Source organism: Micromonospora sp. KLBMP9576 (assembly GCF_050941805.1).
Classification (GTDB): Bacteria; Actinomycetota; Actinomycetes; order Mycobacteriales; family Micromonosporaceae; genus Micromonospora.
Genome location: NZ_CP194567.1, coordinates 5573402 through 5590723, shown reverse-complemented (window position 1 = coordinate 5590723; position 17322 = coordinate 5573402). Strand labels below are relative to the sequence as shown.

General features: G+C 75.5%; 15 protein-coding genes. 10 read left to right on the top strand and 5 right to left on the bottom strand.

The window, feature by feature from the left end; genetic code table 11:
* Window positions 1–53 precede the first annotated feature (53 nt).
* From rplM to glmM, 3 genes are all read left to right on the top strand, one after another.
* A complete protein-coding gene (gene rplM / locus ACQ452_RS24700) occupies window positions 54–497 on the top strand; it encodes a 50S ribosomal protein L13 (RefSeq protein ID WP_433387737.1) in 444 nt (147 codons plus the stop codon).
* 20 nt (window positions 498–517) lie between these two features.
* Window positions 518–982: a 30S ribosomal protein S9 gene (rpsI, locus tag ACQ452_RS24695; RefSeq protein ID WP_433387735.1), complete on the top strand. Its 465-nt coding sequence runs from the start codon at window positions 518–520 to the stop codon at window positions 980–982.
* A 114-nt stretch (window positions 983–1096) separates the two neighbouring features.
* On the top strand, window positions 1097–2452 hold the full coding sequence (gene glmM / locus ACQ452_RS24690) for a phosphoglucosamine mutase (RefSeq protein WP_433387734.1): 1356 nt from the start codon (window positions 1097–1099) through the stop codon (window positions 2450–2452).
* Between the two features lie 172 nt (window positions 2453–2624).
* Here glmM and ACQ452_RS24685 read toward each other — a convergent pair whose 3' ends face one another.
* On the bottom strand, window positions 2625–3371 hold the full coding sequence (locus ACQ452_RS24685) for an ABC transporter ATP-binding protein (RefSeq protein ID WP_433387732.1): 747 nt from the start codon (window positions 3369–3371) through the stop codon (window positions 2625–2627).
* A 2-nt stretch (window positions 3372–3373) separates the two neighbouring features.
* Entirely contained in the window at window positions 3374–6202 is a 2829-nt protein-coding gene (locus tag ACQ452_RS24680) for an FtsX-like permease family protein (RefSeq protein WP_433387730.1), read from the bottom strand.
* A gap of 97 nt (window positions 6203–6299) precedes the next feature.
* Here ACQ452_RS24680 and ACQ452_RS24675 point away from each other — a divergent pair, with 97 nt between their 5' ends.
* Complete coding sequence (locus ACQ452_RS24675; RefSeq protein ID WP_433387729.1) at window positions 6300–6905, top strand: helix-turn-helix transcriptional regulator; 606 nt, start codon at window positions 6300–6302, stop codon at window positions 6903–6905.
* 64 nt (window positions 6906–6969) lie between these two features.
* Here the strand turns inward: ACQ452_RS24675 and ACQ452_RS24670 are convergent, their stop codons facing one another.
* On the bottom strand, window positions 6970–8160 hold the full coding sequence (locus tag ACQ452_RS24670) for a pyridoxal phosphate-dependent aminotransferase (RefSeq protein WP_433387728.1): 1191 nt from the start codon (window positions 8158–8160) through the stop codon (window positions 6970–6972).
* Window positions 8161–8364: 204 nt separating this feature from the next.
* Here ACQ452_RS24670 and glmS point away from each other — a divergent pair, with 204 nt between their 5' ends.
* A complete protein-coding gene (gene glmS, locus ACQ452_RS24665) occupies window positions 8365–10278 on the top strand; it encodes a glutamine--fructose-6-phosphate transaminase (isomerizing) (protein WP_433387726.1) in 1914 nt (637 codons plus the stop codon).
* 56 nt (window positions 10279–10334) lie between these two features.
* Here the strand turns inward: glmS and ACQ452_RS24660 are convergent, their stop codons facing one another.
* Entirely contained in the window at window positions 10335–12095 is a 1761-nt protein-coding gene (locus ACQ452_RS24660) for an alpha/beta hydrolase (RefSeq protein WP_433387724.1), read from the bottom strand.
* The gene (locus ACQ452_RS24655; protein ID WP_433387723.1) at window positions 12092–12388 is read right to left on the bottom strand and encodes a type VII secretion target; all 297 of its coding nucleotides are present in this window, start codon (window positions 12386–12388) and stop codon (window positions 12092–12094) included. Before ACQ452_RS24655 ends, ACQ452_RS24660 begins: the two co-directional genes overlap by 4 nt.
* Window positions 12389–12563: 175 nt before the next feature.
* Between ACQ452_RS24655 and ACQ452_RS24650 the strand changes: the two genes are divergently transcribed.
* The 5 genes from ACQ452_RS24650 to tsaE all read left to right on the top strand — a co-directional run bounded on the left by ACQ452_RS24650 (window position 12564) and on the right by tsaE (window position 17296).
* Window positions 12564–12932 (top strand): holo-ACP synthase, encoded by a 369-nt coding sequence (locus ACQ452_RS24650; RefSeq protein ID WP_433387722.1) that lies wholly within the window; start codon window positions 12564–12566, stop codon window positions 12930–12932.
* Window positions 12933–12984: 52 nt separating this feature from the next.
* Window positions 12985–14454, top strand: a complete 1470-nt coding sequence (locus ACQ452_RS24645) for an NAD(P)H-hydrate dehydratase (protein ID WP_433387720.1) — start codon at window positions 12985–12987, stop codon at window positions 14452–14454.
* A 156-nt stretch (window positions 14455–14610) separates the two neighbouring features.
* Window positions 14611–15729 carry an alanine racemase gene (gene alr, locus ACQ452_RS24640; protein ID WP_433387719.1) on the top strand — a complete coding sequence of 373 codons (1119 nt, stop codon included), beginning with the start codon at window positions 14611–14613 and terminating at the stop codon, window positions 15727–15729.
* Window positions 15726–16829, top strand: a complete 1104-nt coding sequence (locus ACQ452_RS24635) for an alpha/beta fold hydrolase (protein ID WP_433387717.1) — start codon at window positions 15726–15728, stop codon at window positions 16827–16829. The genes alr and ACQ452_RS24635 overlap by 4 nt, the downstream gene beginning before the upstream one ends.
* Window positions 16814–17296: a tRNA (adenosine(37)-N6)-threonylcarbamoyltransferase complex ATPase subunit type 1 TsaE gene (gene tsaE, locus ACQ452_RS24630; RefSeq protein WP_433387715.1), complete on the top strand. Its 483-nt coding sequence runs from the start codon at window positions 16814–16816 to the stop codon at window positions 17294–17296. Before ACQ452_RS24635 ends, tsaE begins: the two co-directional genes overlap by 16 nt.
* Window positions 17297–17322: the final 26 nt, after the last annotated feature.

The following is a 17322-nucleotide window of genomic DNA, read 5'->3' as shown; positions in this document are numbered from 1 at the left end:
CTCGGTTAATCTCGGCGCGCGACCCCAGACCGACGACGAGACAAGGTATACCTGTGCGTACGTACAGCCCGAAGCCGGGTGAGATCGAGCGTCAGTGGCACGTCATCGACGCCTCTGATGTCGTGCTGGGCCGCCTGGCCACCCACGCCGCCACGCTGCTGCGGGGCAAGCACAAGCCGACTTTCGCGCCGCACGTCGACATGGGCGACTTCGTCGTCGTCGTGAACGCGGGCAAGGTCGCGCTGACCGGCAACAAGCGTCACACCAAGGTCGCCTACCGCCACTCCGGTTACCCGGGTGGCCTGAAGCAGGTCGGCTACGACGAGCTGCTGACCAAGCGTCCCGAGCGGGCCATCGAGCTGGCCGTCAAGGGCATGCTCCCGCACAACAAGCTCGGCCGTCAGCTCATCAAGAAGCTGAAGGTCTACGCCGGTGCCGAGCACCCGCACCTCGCGCAGCAGCCGGTGCCGTTCGAGATCAAGCAGATCGCGCAGTGAGCGCGGGCGAAGGAAGCAGCATGACGGACATCACCGAGACCGAGGTCGCCCCCGAGGCCACCGAGGCGCCCGCGCCTGTCGCCCGCGCGCCGCGTGGTGACCGCCCGATCCAGACCGTGGGTCGGCGCAAGGAGGCCATCGTCCGGGTGCGCATCGTTCCCGGCACCGGCAAGATCACCTGCAACGGTCGCGAGCTCGAGGCCTACTTCCCGAGCAAGGTGCACCAGCAGCTGATCAAGGACCCGATGGTCACGGCCGAGAAGCCGGAGATGTTCGACGTCATCGCCAACCTGCGTGGCGGCGGCACCACCGGCCAGGCCGGCGCGCTGCGGCTCGCCATCGCCCGGGCCCTGATCGTCAACGAGCCGGACGACCGCCCGGCGCTGAAGAAGGCCGGTTTCCTCACCCGGGACGCCCGGGTCAAGGAGAGCAAGAAGTACGGCCTCAAGAAGGCCCGTAAGGCTCCCCAGTACTCGAAGCGCTGATCTTCAGCAGCGAGTTGTACTTCTGACGGACGGCCGGTCCGCCTCCCCTCGCCGGGAGGTGGGCCGGCCGTTCCGCTTTCTCCTCATCGGCAGTGTCATCGGAGGTTGGCGGGTATGGGTCGGTTGTTCGGCACGGACGGCGTACGCGGGCGGGCGAACGTGGATCTCACCCCCGAGCTGGCGTTGGCGGTGGCCGTCGCCGCCGCCCACACGCTGGCCGAGACGGACCGGAGCCATCCGCCGCTCGCCGTGGTCGGCCGGGATCCCCGGGCCAGCGGCGAGATGCTGGAGGCGGCCGTGGTGGCGGGCCTGGCCAGCGCCGGTGCGAACGTCGTGCGGGTGGGCGTGCTGCCCACCCCGGCCGTGGCGTACCTCACCGCTGAGGCCAAGGCGGACCTGGGCGTCATGCTCTCCGCGTCGCACAACCCGATGCCCGACAACGGGATCAAGCTCTTCGCCGCCGGCGGGCACAAGCTGCCCGACGAGATCGAGATGCGGATCGAGGCGGCCGTCAAGGCCAACGCCACCACCGCCTGGGACCGCCCGGTCGGTGCCGGCGTCGGCCGGGTGCACGACCTGCTCGACGGCGCCGACCACTACGTGCGGCACCTCAGCGGCACGGTGCCGCACCCGCTGGACGGGATCAAGGTCGTGGTCGACTGCGCGAACGGCGCCGCCGCCGAGGTCGCCCCCACCGCCTACCGGGAGGCCGGCGCCGAGGTCATCGCGATCCACGCCGAGCCGGACGGCCTGAACATCAACGACGGGTGCGGCTCCAACCACCTCGACGCGCTGCGCGCCGCGGTGGTGGAGCACGGCGCCCACCTGGGCATCGCGCACGACGGCGACGCCGACCGGTGCCTCGCGGTGACCGCCGACGGCGACGAGGTCGACGGCGACCAGGTGATGGCGATCCTGGCCCTGGCCATGCGGGAGGCCGGCACGCTCACCGGGGACACCCTGGTCGCCACGGTGATGAGCAACCTCGGCCTGCGGCTGGCCATGTCCGCGCAGGGCATCCGCCTCCTGGAGACCAAGGTCGGCGACCGGTACGTGCTGGAGGAGCTGCGTGCGTCCGGCCTCGCGCTGGGCGGCGAGCAGAGCGGGCACATCGTGATGCCCGCGTACGCCACCACGGGCGACGGCGTGCTGACCGGCCTGCACCTGATGTCCCGGCTGGCCGCCACCGGCAAGTCCCTCGCGGAACTGGCCGCCGTGGTGACCAGGCTGCCGCAGGTGCTGATCAACGTCCCCGTCGGCGACCGTACGGTCGGCGCGGCCGCACCCGCCGTCCGGGCCGAGGTCGAGCGGGCCGAGGCGGAGCTGGGCGAGACCGGCCGGGTGCTGCTGCGTCCGTCCGGCACCGAGCCGCTGGTCCGGGTCATGGTCGAGGCGGCCACCGAGCAGGTCGCCCGAAGCGTCGCCGAGCGCATCGCCGAGCAGGTCCGCACCGCCAGCCCGACCGCCTGACCTTTCGCATCGGACCGGGCCCGCCATCGGCGGCCCGGGCCGTCGCCTTTCCCGGACCGGTCCGGCGACCGGGTGCCGCGCAGCCCCCGCGTCGGCACCGCCGACGTCCGGGACCGGCCATGGCGCCGCCGACGTCCGGGACCGGCCACGGTGCCCGTCCCGGCCGGCCGGTCTACAGGCGCAGGCCGGCGGCCCGCCGGAAGGTGGCCGCCGAGTCCTCGCCGTCGGTGAGGTCCACGTCCTCGACGATCCGCCCGTCGCCGAGGCGGATCAGCCGGTCGCACCGGGCGGCCACCGCCCGCTCGTGGGTGGCGAGCAGGACCGTCATGCCGTGCCGGTCGCGCAGGTCCAGCAGCAGGTCGAGGATCTGCCCGCCGGTGGCCGAGTCGAGGTTGCCGGTCGGCTCGTCGGCGAGCAGCAGCCCGGGGGAGCCCATCAGCGCCCGGGCGATCGCGACCCGCTGCTGCTGGCCGCCGGAGAGCTGGGCCGGCAGGGCCCGCTCCCGCCCGGCCAGGCCGACCGCGTCGAGCAGCTCCCGGGCCCGGGCGGCGTGGTCGGCCCGCCCTCGGCGGGGCAGCACCGGCACGACCACGTTGTCCAGCACGGTGAGGGCGGGCAGCAGGTGGTAGCGCTGGAAGACGAAGCCGACCCGCTGCCGGTACCGGGTCAGGGCGGACCGGCCGAGCGCGGTGATCTCCTGCTCGTCCACGGTGATCGTGCCGGCGTCCACCTGCTCGATCGCGCCGATCATGTGCAGCAGCGTCGACTTCCCGGAGCCGCTGGGCCCGGTCAGCGCCACCACCGCCCCCGCCGGAATCTCCAGGGACACGTCGTCGACCGCGGTCACCTGCTGCGGGCCGGCCCCGAACCGTCGGGCCAGCCCGGCGACCCGGACCGTGCTGCCCGTCGTCGTCTCCATCGTCACTCCTCCGCAAGCAGTCGGGCGGTCGGCAGCCGGCGCAGCAGCGCGGCCGGGACCAGGGCGGCCACCGAGGTGACCAGGACACCGGCCACCGCCACGAGCGCGGCGACCATGACCAACGTGTCGGGTAGGGCGCCGACCAGCCAGGCCGCCCCGGTCAGCCCGAGGCCGGCGCCGGTGACCGCGCCGAGCAGACCCAGGGCCAGCCCCTCGTAGGCGATGAGGCGGCCCAGCGCGGCGTCGCTCCAGCCGACCGCGCGCAGGGTGGCCAGCTCGGCGGCCCGGTCCCGGATGTTCAGGTAGAGCACGTCGGCGACCGCGGCGGCACCGAGCAGCACCGTCGCGACGGCGGCCATGGTGTCCGCGCCCCGCACGCTCAGCGACACCGTGTCACCGAGCAGGCTGCCGACGATGGCGCCGCGGAACGCGTAGCCGGCGGCGGCGACCAGGGTCAGCGCGGCGACCCCGATGGCCAGGGCGCCGGCCCCGAGCAGGGTGCGGCCGGGCGTGCGGGCCAGGTTGGCCAGGGCCAGGCCGACCAGGGTGCGCGGCCGGCGTACCCACCGGGCCGTCGCCACCGCCGGGCGCAGCGCGGCGGCCGGGTGGGCGCGCGCGGCCCGCAGGGCCGGCGTCAGGCCCGCGAACAGCGCCAGCAGCAGGGCCACCGGTACGGCCAGCAGCGCCCGCCGCCAGCCCACGTCGATACCGAGCGCGGCCCCGAGCGGGACGGCCAGCGCCAGCGCGAGCAGCCCGGCGGCCAGCCCGAGGGCGGCCACCTCGCCGAGGATCAACGCGCCGATGCGTCGGGCGGGCCAGCCCAGGCAGGCGAGCACCGCCAGCTCGGACCGGCGGTCCCGGACGGCGGCGGCGACTGCGTTGCCGAGGAAGAGCGCGCAGACCACCAGCACCAGTACGAAGAGCGCGACGCTCTTGCGGTCCACCGCCTTCGTGATCACCGAGGCGACCCCGAGCGCCGACCACTCCTCGGTCAGCCGCAGCGCCGGCCGGCCGAACGACCCGGCGGGCAGCTCCACGGCCTGCGGGGCGGGGGACGAGCCGAGGGTGATGTCGACGTCGAGCCCGGTGACCTGGGCGATCCGCTCGGCGACCAGCCGGACCTGCTCGGCGGCGCGGTCGCTGTAGCCGCCCACGTCGGCGACCCGGACCCGGATCGCGCTGATCGGGGCGGCGAGTTGCGGACTGCCGCCGCCCGCCAGCAGCTTCGGCACGCTGGCGAGGCTGGTCAGCAGCAGCGGCGGGGCGGAGAGGTGACCGGCCGGGTTGCCGCCCGGCTCCAGCGGCCGGCCGCCCAGGGCGTCCCGGCTGGCGGCGTCCGCGCCCTGCGCCGACGGCGGCTCGTACGTCTCCAGCGGCACCCGCCCGACGTCGCTGAAGCCGGTCAGCTTCGCCGGGTCGAAGACCCCCACGGCCCGCCAACCCCGGTACAGGGTGCCGGGCACGGCCTTCTTCAGCGGAAGCCTGCGCAGCGACCGTGCTCCGGTGTCCTCCGCAAGCCAGGGACGCGGGTAGGGGTTGAACGTGGCCTGGTCGCCGTAGACCGCTGGATCGGCCGCCGGCAGGGCGCCGACCCGCAGGGTGCCGTCGGGCAGCCGGTCGTACCGGGTCGGTCCGGCCTGCACCATCGTCTGGAGCTGGCCGAAGCAGCAGCCGTCCGGGGAGAGACCCGTGGCGAGCCGGTTACGCCAGCCAGCGGTGACGTCGTGGCGAGCCTCCCCGGCGGGGAGGGCGGGACCACGCCCCAGGGACTGTTCCAGCTCGGCGAGTCCGACCCCGGCCGGGCGGGCGGCGGGCAGCCGGGTGAAGCTGGCACGCAGTTCCTCGTCGACGAAGGGGCTGCTGGTGGCGAGCACCGGCACCGTGTGCATCTCCGCCCCGCCCGCCCGTTTGACGGCGACGGCGTCGTCCTGGCCCAGCGCGCGCCCGTCGACCAACGCGCCGCCGAGACCCACGAGGCGGTCCTCGGCGGCCGGGTCGACGGCGGCGAGCAGGAGCGGCACCGTCAGGCCGACCGCGATCCGCAAACGGTCGGAGGTGGACGAGGATTCCGTCCCGGCGTCGGCGAGGACGCCCCCGCCGGCCTCGAACCGACCGTCCGGGAGCAGCCGTACGGCCACCAGCGACCACTCCTCGCGCTCGGAGTACGCGCCCGGGCTGCCCAGGGTGGAGCGGGGGTCGCAGACGGCCTGGGTGCGGCCGTCGGGCAGTACCTCGCGGGGTGCGGCCCACCCGCACGCGGCCCACGGATAGCTTCGACCGTCGGTGTACGGGGTGGAGTCGCTGGGCTGGGCGACGTCGGTGCGGGGGTAGATCAGCGGGTGGGTGGTGACATACACGAAGCGGGGCCGGCCCGGCGTGCCGGAGAGCCCGCGCTCGGCGACGAACCGGGGATCGACGCGGATGACCTGCCGGTCGAGCGAGGGGTCGACGGCGTCGGTCAGGTCCAGCGGGGTCGGCACCGGGGCGGTGGAATAGCCGAGCATGGCGATGGGGGCGGCGACGTCCACCCCGGTGACCGCCTTCACCTGGTCGTACTGCGCCATCGTGATGCCGCCGAACAGGCCGGAGAGGTAGTTGGGCTGGACCAGCCTGCGTTCGGCCTCCAGCGGGGTACGCGTGCCCTTCGGGCGAACCAGGATGTCGTAGGCGGCGTCGGTGTTCCGCTCGACGGAGCCCGTGACGTCGAGGCGGGAGGTGGTGGTGGCGCCGGTCAGCACGACGAAACCGGTGGTCGCCACCAGTACGCCGAGCAGGAGCGCCACCGACCGTCCCGCACGGCCGCGAAGCTGTCTCCAGATGATGTCGAGCATGTCGCGCCTCCCCGTGTGCTGAGCACACTGTGCGCGATACATTGTGACAATGCAAGGCCCGGTGGCGGTCAGCCTCCGGGTCGGATCGGAGTAGACGGTGGCGATACAGCACGCGGTCCTGGCCCTGCTCGCCAGCGGCCCCAGCTACGGCTACGAGCTGAAGGGCGCCTTCGAGGAGGCGGTCGGCCCGCAGTGGGGGCCGCTCAACATCGGGCACCTCTACCAGATCCTCGACCGGCTCTCCCGCGACGGCCTGGTGGTGGCCGAGCGGCAGCCCCAGCCGGTCAAGCCCGACCGGGTTGTCTACGAGATCACCCCGGAGGGTCGGGCCGAGCTGGACCGTTGGCTCGGCGAGCCCAGCCCGCGCAGCGGTGGGTTCCGGGACGACTTCTTCCTCAAGGTGACCGCCGCGGCCCGGTCCGGCGAGCCGGCGACCGTGCGCACGGTGCTCGGCAACCAGCGCGGTCACCTGATGCGGGAGCTGCACAACCTCGACGGGCTGCGCCGCCGGGCCGACGACCCGGTGGTCGGCCTGCTGCTCTCGGCGGCGAGTCGACACGTCGAGGCCGACCTGGCCTTCGTCGACGACGCCGAGCAGGTGCTGCTCGCCGGCGGCGGCGCGGCGCTCGCCCGGCTCCGGGCGCCCCGCTCCGAGGCGGTGCCGCCGGAGCGGGGGACCGGCCCGACCCGGGCGGCCGGCTGACGCTCAGGTACGCGTCGACCGCCGTGGCGCGGACGGCGTCGAGCGCGGCCGGCCGCCGGGAAGCTCAGGTCGCGGACAGCCGGCGCAGCCGGGTGACGGCCTCGGTCAGCACCTCGGGTCGCTTGCAGAAAGCGAATCGGATCAGGTGCCGACCGGCCTCGGCGTCGTCGTAGAAGACCTGCGTCGGCACGGCGACCACCCCGCACCGCTCGGGCAGGGACCGGCAGAACTCCACCCCGTCCCGCCCGCCCAGCGCGCTGACGTCGGCGGTGACGAAGTACGTGCCCTCCGGCGGGAGCACCTCGAACCCGGCGTCGGTGAGCCCGGCAACGAGCTGGTCGCGGCGGGCCTGCATGCCGTCGCGGAAGTCGGCGAAGTAGGCGTCCGGCAGGGCCAGCGCCACCGCGACCGCCGGCTGGAGCGGCGCGGCGTTGACGAAGGTGAGGAACTGCTTCACCCGCAGCACCGCCGAGACCAGCGCCGCCGGCCCGCTCACCCAGCCGACCTTCCAGCCCGTGCAGGAGAACGTCTTGCCGGCCGACGAGATGCGCAGCGTCCGCTCCCGCATGCCGGGCAGCGTGGCCAGCGGGACGTGCGGGGTGGACGCGTCGGTGAAGACCAGGTGCTCGTACACCTCGTCGGTCACCGCGTACGCGCCGTGCTCCCGGCACAGCTCGGCGACCAGGGCCAGCTCGTCGGGGGTGAACACCTTGCCGGTCGGGTTGTGCGGCGAGTTCAGCAGCACCAGCCGGGTGCGCGGGCCGAACGCGGCGCGCAGGGCGGCCGGGTCGAAGGCGTACCGGCCGTCGGCGGCGGGACGCAGCGTGACCGGGCGCCGGACCGCGCCGGCCAGCGCGACCGAGGCGGCGTACGAGTCGTAGTAGGGCTCGAAGCAGACGACCTCGTCGCCCGGCTCGCAGAGCCCGAGGATGGCCGCCGCGATCGCCTCGGTGGCGCCCGCCGTCACCACTATCTCGCCGTCCGGGTCGTACTCCAGTCCCCAGAACCGGCGCTGGTGCGCCGCCACCGCCGCGCGCAACGCCGGGACGCCCGGGCCCGGCGGGTACTGGTTCTGCCCGGTGCGCAGCGCCTCCGCGGCGGCGTCCAGCATCTCCGGCGGCCCGTCGGTGTCGGGGAAGCCCTGACCGAGGTTGACCGCGCCGGTGCGCACGGCGAGGGCGGACATCTCGGCGAAGACGGTCGTCCCGAACGGGCGCATCCGGGCCACCAGCGGATCCACGTCGGCGGTCGTCACGCCCGCCAGCCTACGGACTCCCGGCGCGGCTTCAATCCCCCGGAGCGCGGCCGTCGACCGCCCGCCCGCCCTCGGCGGCCGTCCCCTGGCCGGGTGGGGATTCGTCACGGCCGGTGCCGCCTCGCCCCGTTCGCTCAGAGTCAATGATTGTTTACCCCGCTTTCGAGCACGCACATTGAGCGAAACTCGGTTAGGCTCCGAGACATGTGTGGAATCGTTGGTTACGCCGGCGCGCGCCCGGCGCTCGGCATCGTGCTCGACGGACTGCGGCGGCTGGAATACCGCGGCTACGACTCGGCCGGCGTCGCCATCGTCTGCGACGGCGCGCTGCTGACCGAGAAGAAGGCCGGCAAGCTGGCCAACCTGGAGAAGGTGCTCTCCGAGCGGGCCGCCGAGGATCCCACGTCCTGCGCGGCCAGCCCCATCGGCATCGGCGACGGCACCACCGGCATCGGGCACACCCGCTGGGCCACCCACGGCGGTCCGACCGACCGCAACGCCCACCCGCACCTGGCCCCCGACGGCCGCGTCGCCGTGATCCACAACGGCATCATCGAGAACTTCGCCAAGCTGCGCGCCGAGCTGGAGGCCGACGGCGTCCAGTTCACCAGCGACACCGACACCGAGTGCGCCGCGCACCTGCTCTCCGCCGCGCTGGCCGACCTGCGCGCCGCCGGCCACCCCGACGGGCCGCAGTTGCTCGCCGCCGGCATGCGGGTGGTCTGCCAGCGGCTGGAGGGCGCCTTCACGCTGCTCGCCGTCGACGCCGCGGTGCCCGGCGCGGTCGTCGGCGCCCGGCGCAACTCGCCGCTCGTCGTCGGGCGGGGCGACGGCGAGAACTACCTGGCCAGCGACGTGGCCGCGTTCATCGAGCACACCCGGGAGGCGGTGGAGCTCGGCCAGGACCAGATCGTCCTCATCACCGGCGACACCATCGAGATCACCGACTTCGCCGGCCAGCCCGCCGGCGGCAAGGACTTCCACATCGACTGGGACTCCTCCGCCGCCGAGAAGGGCGGCTACGACTGGTTCATGCTCAAGGAGATCGAGGAGCAGCCGCAGGCCATCGCGGACACGCTGCTCGGCCGGCTCACCGACTCCGGCGAGATCATGCTCGACGAGGTCCGCCTCAGCGACCAGGACCTGCGCGACGTCGACAAGATCTTCATCGTCGCCTGCGGCACCGCCTACCACTCCGGTCTGGTTGCCAAGTACGCCATCGAACACTGGACCCGGATCCCCTGCGAGGTGGAGCTGGCCAGCGAGTTCCGCTACCGCGACCCGGTCCTCGACCGGTCCACGCTGATCGTGGTGATCTCGCAGTCCGGCGAGACGATGGACACCCTGATGGCGCTGCGGCACGCCAAGGAGCAGAAGGCCCGCGTCCTGTCCATCTGCAACACCAACGGCTCCACCATCCCGCGCGAGTCCGACGCGGTCCTCTACACGCACGGCGGGCCGGAGATCGCCGTCGCGTCCACCAAGGCGTTCCTCACCCAGCTCGTCGCCTGTTACCTGATCGGCCTGCACCTGGCCCAGGTGCGCGGCATCAAGTTCGCCGACGAGGTGGCCGCCGTGGTCGCCCAGCTCCAGGAGATGCCGGGCAAACTCCGTGAGCTGCTGGGCCGCATCGAGCCCGTCCGCGAGCTGGCCCGCGAGCTGAAGGCCGAGCCGACGGTGCTCTTCATCGGCCGGCACGTGGGCTACCCGGTGGCCCTGGAGGGGGCGCTCAAGCTCAAGGAACTGGCGTACATGCACGCCGAGGGCTTCGCCGCCGGCGAACTGAAGCATGGCTCGATCGCGCTGATCGACAAGGGCACCCCGGTGATCTGCATCGTGCCGTCCCCGGTCGGCCGGGGCATGTTGCACGACAAGGTGGTCTCCAACATCCAGGAGGTGCGGGCGCGCGGCGCCCGGACCATCGTGATCGCGGAGGAGGGCGACGAGGCGGTCGTCCGCTACGCCGACCACCTGATCCGCGTGCCGCGTACGCCGACCCTGCTCGCACCGCTGGTCACCACCGTGCCGTTGCAGGTCCTGGCGGCCGAGATCGCCGCCGCCCGGGGGCACGACGTGGACCAGCCCCGCAACCTGGCCAAGTCCGTCACCGTCGAGTAGGCCAACGACCCCGTCACGGCCCCGCCCATCGCATCGACGGGCGGGGCCGCCGCGGCTCAGCGGCCGAGCACCACCCGGGCCATTCCGTCCAGGGCCGGGTTGTCGGCCGCCCAGTAGCCGGTGTGCCCGTGCCGACCGCTGGGAAACGTACGCCCACCGAAGCCCGGGTGGGACGGGTCCTGCCCGAACCACAGCTCGCGCTCCGGCACGCCGAGCAACCGGCCGATGGCGGGGCCGACCGGTGACGCGTCCAGCAGGGCCCGCCGGGCCAGCTCGTCCGGCGGGCGGGCCAGCCGGATCACGTCGTCCGGTGCGGTGCTCGCCCAGACCTGCCCGGGTGGCAGGCCCAGCTCGCCGGCGTGTGCGACGCCCACCCCCGGTGAGCCGACGAAGACCAGCGCGCCGGCGGCCAGGCCGTGATCGCGGGCGGCCGTGCCGACCACCAGCGAGCCGTAGCTGTGCCCCAGCACGGTCTGCCGGCCCGGTGGCCCGTCGTGGGTCTCCCGCAGCCCCTCCTGGAACCGGTGCAGCGCCGGGCCGGCGTCGCGGGCCTGGCCCGGCCACGCCGCCTCGTGCAGGGAGTCGGGGGCGTCGTAGTCGAGCCAGAGCACCGCCGCGCTCTCCTGCTCGGGGGCCAGCGCGGCGCAGCGGGACAGCACCCGGGCCGCTCGGCCCAGCTCGCCTGTCGCGTCGCCGAGGCCGGCGGTCATCCCCGGCACGTAGGTCAGCACCCGCGCCGCGCGGTCCGGGTTGCCCAGCGCCACGACCGCCCGTCCCTCGCCGGCGGTGCCCAGCCCCAGCAGGTAGGCGCGGGGCTGCTCGTCGCCCGCCAGGCGGGCGGCCAACGCGTCCAGCCCCGCCAGGGACGTCCCGACGCGCAACAGCCCGGCCAGCTCGACCGGCCCGCGGGGCACCCGCTCCAGCAGCCGTCGCCGCGCCGCCGCCAACTCCTCCCGCCGCGCCCCGAGCAGCAGCCGGTTGGCCTGGTCGCGGGCGGCCACCGGCACCCCGTCGAGGCGGCCGACCAGCCCCGGCTCGTACGCGACCAGCCACCGGCGCTGCGCGGGCGTCAGCCCGGCCCACCACGCCCGCACCGCCGCCGGGCCGGCGCCGTCGGGCGGCCGGTCCGCCGGTGGCGCGACGGCCCAGCCCGCGCGGGCGTCGGCGGCCAGCGCGTCCAGCCGACCCGCGGCCTCCCGGTCCGCCGCGCCGGCCAGCTCCAGCGCCACCCTGATCGCCGTGCCCGCCTCGACCACGGCAGCCCCGCGGCGGGCGGTCGCCGGCGTGCGGGCGGGGTCGGCGGTCACCCGCCCCTGCCGGTCGACCAGCAGCCCGGCCGTGTCCGCGCCGGCCACCGCGGCGGCGAGGCGGGCCCTGGCCGTGCCCAGCCGGCCGGCGAACTCGGCCAGCACCTGGTCGGCCTCGATCAGGGCGGGGGCGGCCGAGGTCAGCTCGGCGCGCAGCGCCGCGAGCCGGGCGTCGGCGACGCCGGCCGCCCCGCCCGACCAGTCGGCCCGCAGCGCCGCCGCGCCACCGGCCAGCGCGTCGGCCCGGCCGGCCACCAGCCCGGTCAGCCCCCGCCAGGCGACCCCGGCGGCCCGCCACGCGCCGGGATCGGCCGCCCAGAGCTGCCGGTAGCCCACCGTGCCGGCCCGCTCGGCGGGGTGCCTGGGCCGGCCGGGTGGGCCCGCCCCGGCCGGTCGGGAGGCGGCGCGCGCGGGCCGGCCCGGTGGGCCCGCCCCGGCCGCCGGTCGGGAGGAGGGCGGTGCCGGGTGCCCGGCCGCAACCGTCGGGCCGGCCGCCGCGGGCGCGGTCACCGGTGCAGCCTCCCGAGTCGGCCGGCCGCCCGGTCGTCCACCGCCTCGTACGCCCCGGCGGCGGCCCGGACCGCCCCGGCCGTGACGGCCACCCGGGCACCGAGCCCGCCGCACCAGGCGTGCACGGCCGACTCCAGCCCGCTCAGCGCCGCCCCGGCCGACCACTGCGGGGCCGGCACCACCAGCCCGGGCGCCCCGGCCAGCACGTGCGCCAGCCGGTACGCGTCGTCATCGAGCCCGCTCGCGGCCCGGCGCAGCGCGCCGGGTCGTACGGTCAACGGCTCCTCGGTCATGCTCGGCCCCCCGCCTCGCGCGGACTTCGACGACGGCGACGCTAGGCGTCGTCCACAGCCCCGCGCACGGCCTGTGGACAACTGTGGTCGCCACGTACCGCCGGTCGTCCACAGGCGTTGCCCCGCGCGGAATCGGCGGCTAATCTGCGCCGCCCGGCGCCGGTAGGGTGAGTGGATGATCGTCGCTGTCGGCATCGACGTCGTACCCGTCGAGCGCTTCGCGGGGGCCCTGGCGCGGACCCCGTTGCTCGCCGACCGGCTCTTCACGGCGGCCGAGCGCCGCACCCATTCCGGCAACCCGCGCTCGCCCGAGTCGCTGGCCGCCCGCTTCGCGGCGAAGGAGGCGGTCGCCAAGGCACTCGGCGTCCCGGCCGGCCTGAGCTGGCACGACTGCGAGATCGTGACCGACCCGGACGGCCGTCCCTGGTTGACCGTCGCGGGCACGGTCGCGGCGGCGGCCACCGAATGCGGGGTGAACCGCTGGCATCTCTCGTTGTCCCACGACGGCGGGATCGCCTCGGCGATGGTGGTCGCGGAACGGTGATCGGGAGCGGGCCGGGTCGCGGCCCGCCGGGTAGCGGACGGGACGGGATGGCATGAGACAGGTGTGGCGGGTGGCGGACGTACGCGCGGCGGAGGCGGGCCTGCTGGCCACGTTGCCGCCCGGAACGCTGATGCGGCGCGCGGCGGCCGGGCTGGCCCGCCGCTGCGCGTTGCTGCTCGCCGACCGGGGCGGGGTCTACGCCGCGCGGGTGCTGCTGCTGGTCGGCTCCGGTGACAACGGTGGCGACGCGCTGCTCGCCGGCGCGCGGCTGGCCGGGCGGGGCGCGGCCGTGTCGGCGCTGCTGCTGACCCCCGGGCGGGCCCACGCGGAGGGCCTGGCGGCGCTGCGGGCCGCCGGCGGGCGGGTCGTCGACCGGCTGCCGGGGACCGTCGACCTGGTGCTGGACGGGATGGTCGGGATCGGTGGGCGCGGTGGGCTCCGGGACGCCGCCGAGCGGCTCGCCGCCGGCCTCGCCGGGCAGCGCGGGCGCGACGGTGCGCCGGCCACCGTGGTCGCCGTGGACGTGCCGAGCGGGGTCGCGGTGGACACCGGGGACGTGCCGCTGACCGCCACCGGCAGCCCCGCCGCGGTGCGGGCCGACGTGACGGTGACCTTCGGTGGGCTGAAGCCCGCCCTGGTGGTGGGCCCGGCCGCCGCGCTCGCCGGCGCGGTGGAACTGGTCGACATCGGGCTGGGGCCGTGGCTGCGGGGCAGCCCGGCGCTGGGCGTCACCGAGTGGTCGGACGTCGCCGACTGGTGGCCCCGCCCCGGCCCGGCCGCCGAGAAGTACAGCCGGGGCGTGGTGGGCCTCGCGACCGGCTCGGCGACCTACCCGGGAGCGGCCGTGCTCTCCGTCGCCGGGGCGCTGGCCGGGCCGACCGGCCTGGTCCGCTACGCCGGCTCGGCGCGGGCGGACGTGCTGCGCCGGCATCCGTCGGTCATCGCGACCGGGCGGGTCGCCGACGCCGGGCGGGTGCAGGCGTGGGTCTGCGGATCGGGTCTCGGCACCGGCGAGGAGGCGACGGCCGAGCTGCGGGCGGTGCTCGCCGCCCCGGTGCCGGTGGTGCTCGACGCCGACGCGCTGACCCTGCTGGTCGACGGCTCGCTCGCCGACCGGCTGCGCGGTCGGGACGCCCCGATCGTCGTCACGCCGCACGACCGGGAGTTCGCCCGGCTCTGCGGGGAGGAACCGGGCGCCGACCGGGTGGGCGCGGCCCTGCGGCTGGCCGCCTGGATGAACGCGGTGGTGCTGCTCAAGGGCGACCGCACGGTGATCGGCACGCCGGACGGCCGGGCGTACGTCAACCCGACCGGCACCCCCGCGTTGGCCACCGGGGGCACCGGCGACGTGCTGGCCGGGCTGCTCGGCTCGCTGCTGGCGGCCGGGTTGCCGGCGGAGCGGGCGGCGGCCGCCGCCGCGTACCTGCACGGGCTGGCCGGCCGGGAGGCGGCCCGGGGCGGGCCGGTGACGGCGGCCGACGTGGCCGCCGCCCTGCGTCCGGTCGTCGCCCGCCTCGGCTGAGCGTTTCGTGCCGGCCGGGCGGTCCGTGCCCGGTGGTGCCGTTCGTGCCGGTCCGGCGGTGGTTCGTGCCGGATGGTGGGAGCTGCGGGCCGCGACCGCCGTGCCGTCTGCGCCGGCCTCGGCCGGGCAGATCCGGGTGGAAAGTAGGCTGGGGGCATGTGGCAGGCCGAGGTGCGCGTGGATCTGGACGCGATTCGCGAGAACGTGAGCAGGCTGAGGTCCGGCACTGGCGCCGAGCTGATGGCGGTGGTGAAGGGCGACGGTTACGGGCACGGCATGGTGCCGTCCGCCCGTGCCGCCCTCGACGCCGGGGCGGACTGGCTGGGGGTCTGCACGCTGGACGAGGCGCTGACGCTGCGCCGCGCCGGGATCACCGCGCCGGTGCTGGCCTGGCTGCTCGCCCCCGGGCTGCCGCTGCACGAGGGTGTCGCCGCCGGGGTCGACCTCGGTGCCGGCAGCCTGTCGCAGCTCGACGAGATGGTCGAGGCGGGCCGCGCCGCCGGCCGGCCGGCCCGGCTGCATCTCAAGATCGATACTGGGTTGGCCCGGGGCGGCGCGACCGTCGCCGACTGGCCGGCCCTGCTCGACGCCGCCGCCAAGGCGCAGGCCGACGGCCTGGTCGAGGTGGTGGGGGTGTGGAGCCACTTCGTCCACGCGGACTCGCCCGGCCACCCGACAGTCGACCGCCAGCTCGCCGTCTTCCACGAGGGGCTGGGCATGGTCGAGCGGGCCGGCCTGCGCCCGCGCTACCGGCACCTGGCGAATTCGGCCGCCACCCTGACCCGCCCGGACACCCACTTCGACCTGGTCCGCCCCGGGGTGGCCGTCTACGGCCTCTCCCCGGTGCCCGGCGAGCGCTTCGGGCTGCGCCCGGCGATGACCGCCCGGGCCCGGGTGATGCTCACCAAGCGCGTCCCCGCCGGCGCCGGCGTCTCGTACGGGCACACCTACACCACCGAGCGGGCGGCGAACCTGGCGGTGGTGCCGCTCGGCTACGCCGACGGGGTGCCCCGGCACGCCTCGAACAGCGGTCCCGTGCAGCTCGGCGGCAGGCGTCGGACGATCTCCGGCCGCGTCTGCATGGACCAGTTCGTGCTCGACTGCGGCGACGACCCGGTGGCCGCCGGCGACGTGGTCACCCTCTTCGGCAGCGGCGCCGACGGCGGGCCCACGGCCGACGACTGGGCCGAGGCGGTCGGCACGATCAACTACGAGATCGTCACCCGGTTCGGCAGCACCCGGGTGCCCCGCGTCTACGACGGCGAGCGCCCGTGAGGGCCCGCCCCCGCATCCCGTTGCCGCGTACCGCGCACGCCCGGGCGGCCGTCGGCGCGCTGACGGCCGTCGGGGTCGCCGCCGCCGGGCTCGCGGCCGGCGTCGCCACCGAGCGGGCCCTGGTCCGCAAACTCAAGTCCGACCCCGCCGACCGGTACGCCGGGGAGCCCTTCGGCGAGCAGCGCCACGACGAGTCGTTGCGGCTGGAGATGCCCGACGGCACCGACATCCACGTCGAGGTGGTGGAGCCGACCCGGCCCCGGCCCGGCAACCCGACGGTGGTGCTGGTGCACGGCTTCTGCCTCGACATGGGCACCTTCCACTTCCAGCGCAAGGTGCTCGCCGAGCGCGGCGAGCACCGCATCGTCGCGTACGACCAGCCCGGGCACGGCCGCTCGGGGCGGCTGGAGACCGGCGAGTACGACCTCACCGCGCTCGGTCGGACGCTGCGCGAGGTGATCGACCGGGTCGCCCCCGAGGGGCCGTTGGTGCTGGTCGGCCACTCGATGGGCGGAATGACCATCATGGCCTTCGCGGAACTCTTCCCGGAGCTGTTCGGCGACCGGGTCGTGGGCACCGTGCTGATGGCCACCTCGGGCGGCCTGCTTGCCGAGACCAAGCTGGTGGCGCCGGCCCTGCTCGGCCGGGTCGGTGCGCCGATGCTGCACATGGTCGGCAACGTGACCCGCTACGGGGGCCCCGTCATCGACCGGGCGCGCAGGTCCACCACGAACGTGGCCTGGCTGCTCACCCGCAGGTACGGCTTCGGCACCCGGCACCCCAGCGCGGCCCTGGTGTCGTACGTGGAGACGATGAACTCGCGCACGTCGGCCGACACGGTGACCCGCTACCTGCGGACCCTGGCGACGCACTCCCGGTTCCCGGCGCTCGCCGCGCTGGCGGCCACCCCCGTGCTGGTGGTCGTCGGTGACAAGGACATGCTCACCCCCGTGACGCACTCCGAGGAGATCGTCCGGCGGCTGCCGCACGCCGAGTTCGTGAAGATCCACGACAGCGGGCACGTGGTGATGCTGGAGCACGCCGACGAGGTCAACGAGGCGCTGCTGCGGTTCCTGGAGGCGCTGTGCGCCACGTCGTGACGCTGCCGACGGCCGACGACACGCACGAGTTCGGGCGGCGGCTGGCCGGGGCGCTGCGCGCGGGGGACCTGCTGCTGCTGACCGGGCCGTTGGGCGCCGGCAAGACCGCGCTGACCCAGGGCATCGGGGCCGGGCTCGGGGTGCGCGGGGACATCACCTCGCCCACCTTCGTGATCGCGCGGGTGCACCGGCCCGACCCGGACCGGGGTGGCGCGGTGGGGCTGGTGCACGCCGACGCGTACCGGCTGGGGGACGCCGCCGACCCGCGTGCCGAGATCGACGACCTTGACCTGGACGCCTCGGTGGACGAGTCGGTGACCGTGGTCGAGTGGGGCGAGGGCCTGGTGGAGCAGCTGGTCGACGCCCACCTGCGGGTACGCATCGACAGACGCGACGACGACACCCGGGTGGTCGAGCTGGAGCCGGTCGGCGGCGACTGGGCGCGGCGGCTGGCGGCCCTGAGCTGATCGGCACGGTCCCCGCCCATGCGGCC

What these genes read in the sequence shown, in the direction of transcription:
- glmM (WP_433387734.1), top strand. Translation starts at nt 1,097, where the DNA reads ATGGGTCGGTTGTTCGGCACGGACGGCGTACGCGGGCGGGCGAACGTG.
- rpsI (WP_433387735.1), top strand. Translation starts at nt 518, where the DNA reads ATGACGGACATCACCGAGACCGAGGTCGCCCCCGAGGCCACCGAGGCG.
- glmS (WP_433387726.1), top strand. Translation starts at nt 8,365, where the DNA reads ATGTGTGGAATCGTTGGTTACGCCGGCGCGCGCCCGGCGCTCGGCATC.
- alr (WP_433387719.1), top strand. Translation starts at nt 14,611, where the DNA reads ATGTGGCAGGCCGAGGTGCGCGTGGATCTGGACGCGATTCGCGAGAAC.
- ACQ452_RS24645 (WP_433387720.1), top strand. Translation starts at nt 12,985, where the DNA reads ATGAGACAGGTGTGGCGGGTGGCGGACGTACGCGCGGCGGAGGCGGGC.
- ACQ452_RS24655 (WP_433387723.1), bottom strand. Translation starts at nt 12,388, where the DNA reads ATGACCGAGGAGCCGTTGACCGTACGACCCGGCGCGCTGCGCCGGGCC.
- ACQ452_RS24650 (WP_433387722.1), top strand. Translation starts at nt 12,564, where the DNA reads ATGATCGTCGCTGTCGGCATCGACGTCGTACCCGTCGAGCGCTTCGCG.
- ACQ452_RS24685 (WP_433387732.1), bottom strand. Translation starts at nt 3,371, where the DNA reads ATGGAGACGACGACGGGCAGCACGGTCCGGGTCGCCGGGCTGGCCCGA.
- ACQ452_RS24680 (WP_433387730.1), bottom strand. Translation starts at nt 6,202, where the DNA reads ATGCTCGACATCATCTGGAGACAGCTTCGCGGCCGTGCGGGACGGTCG.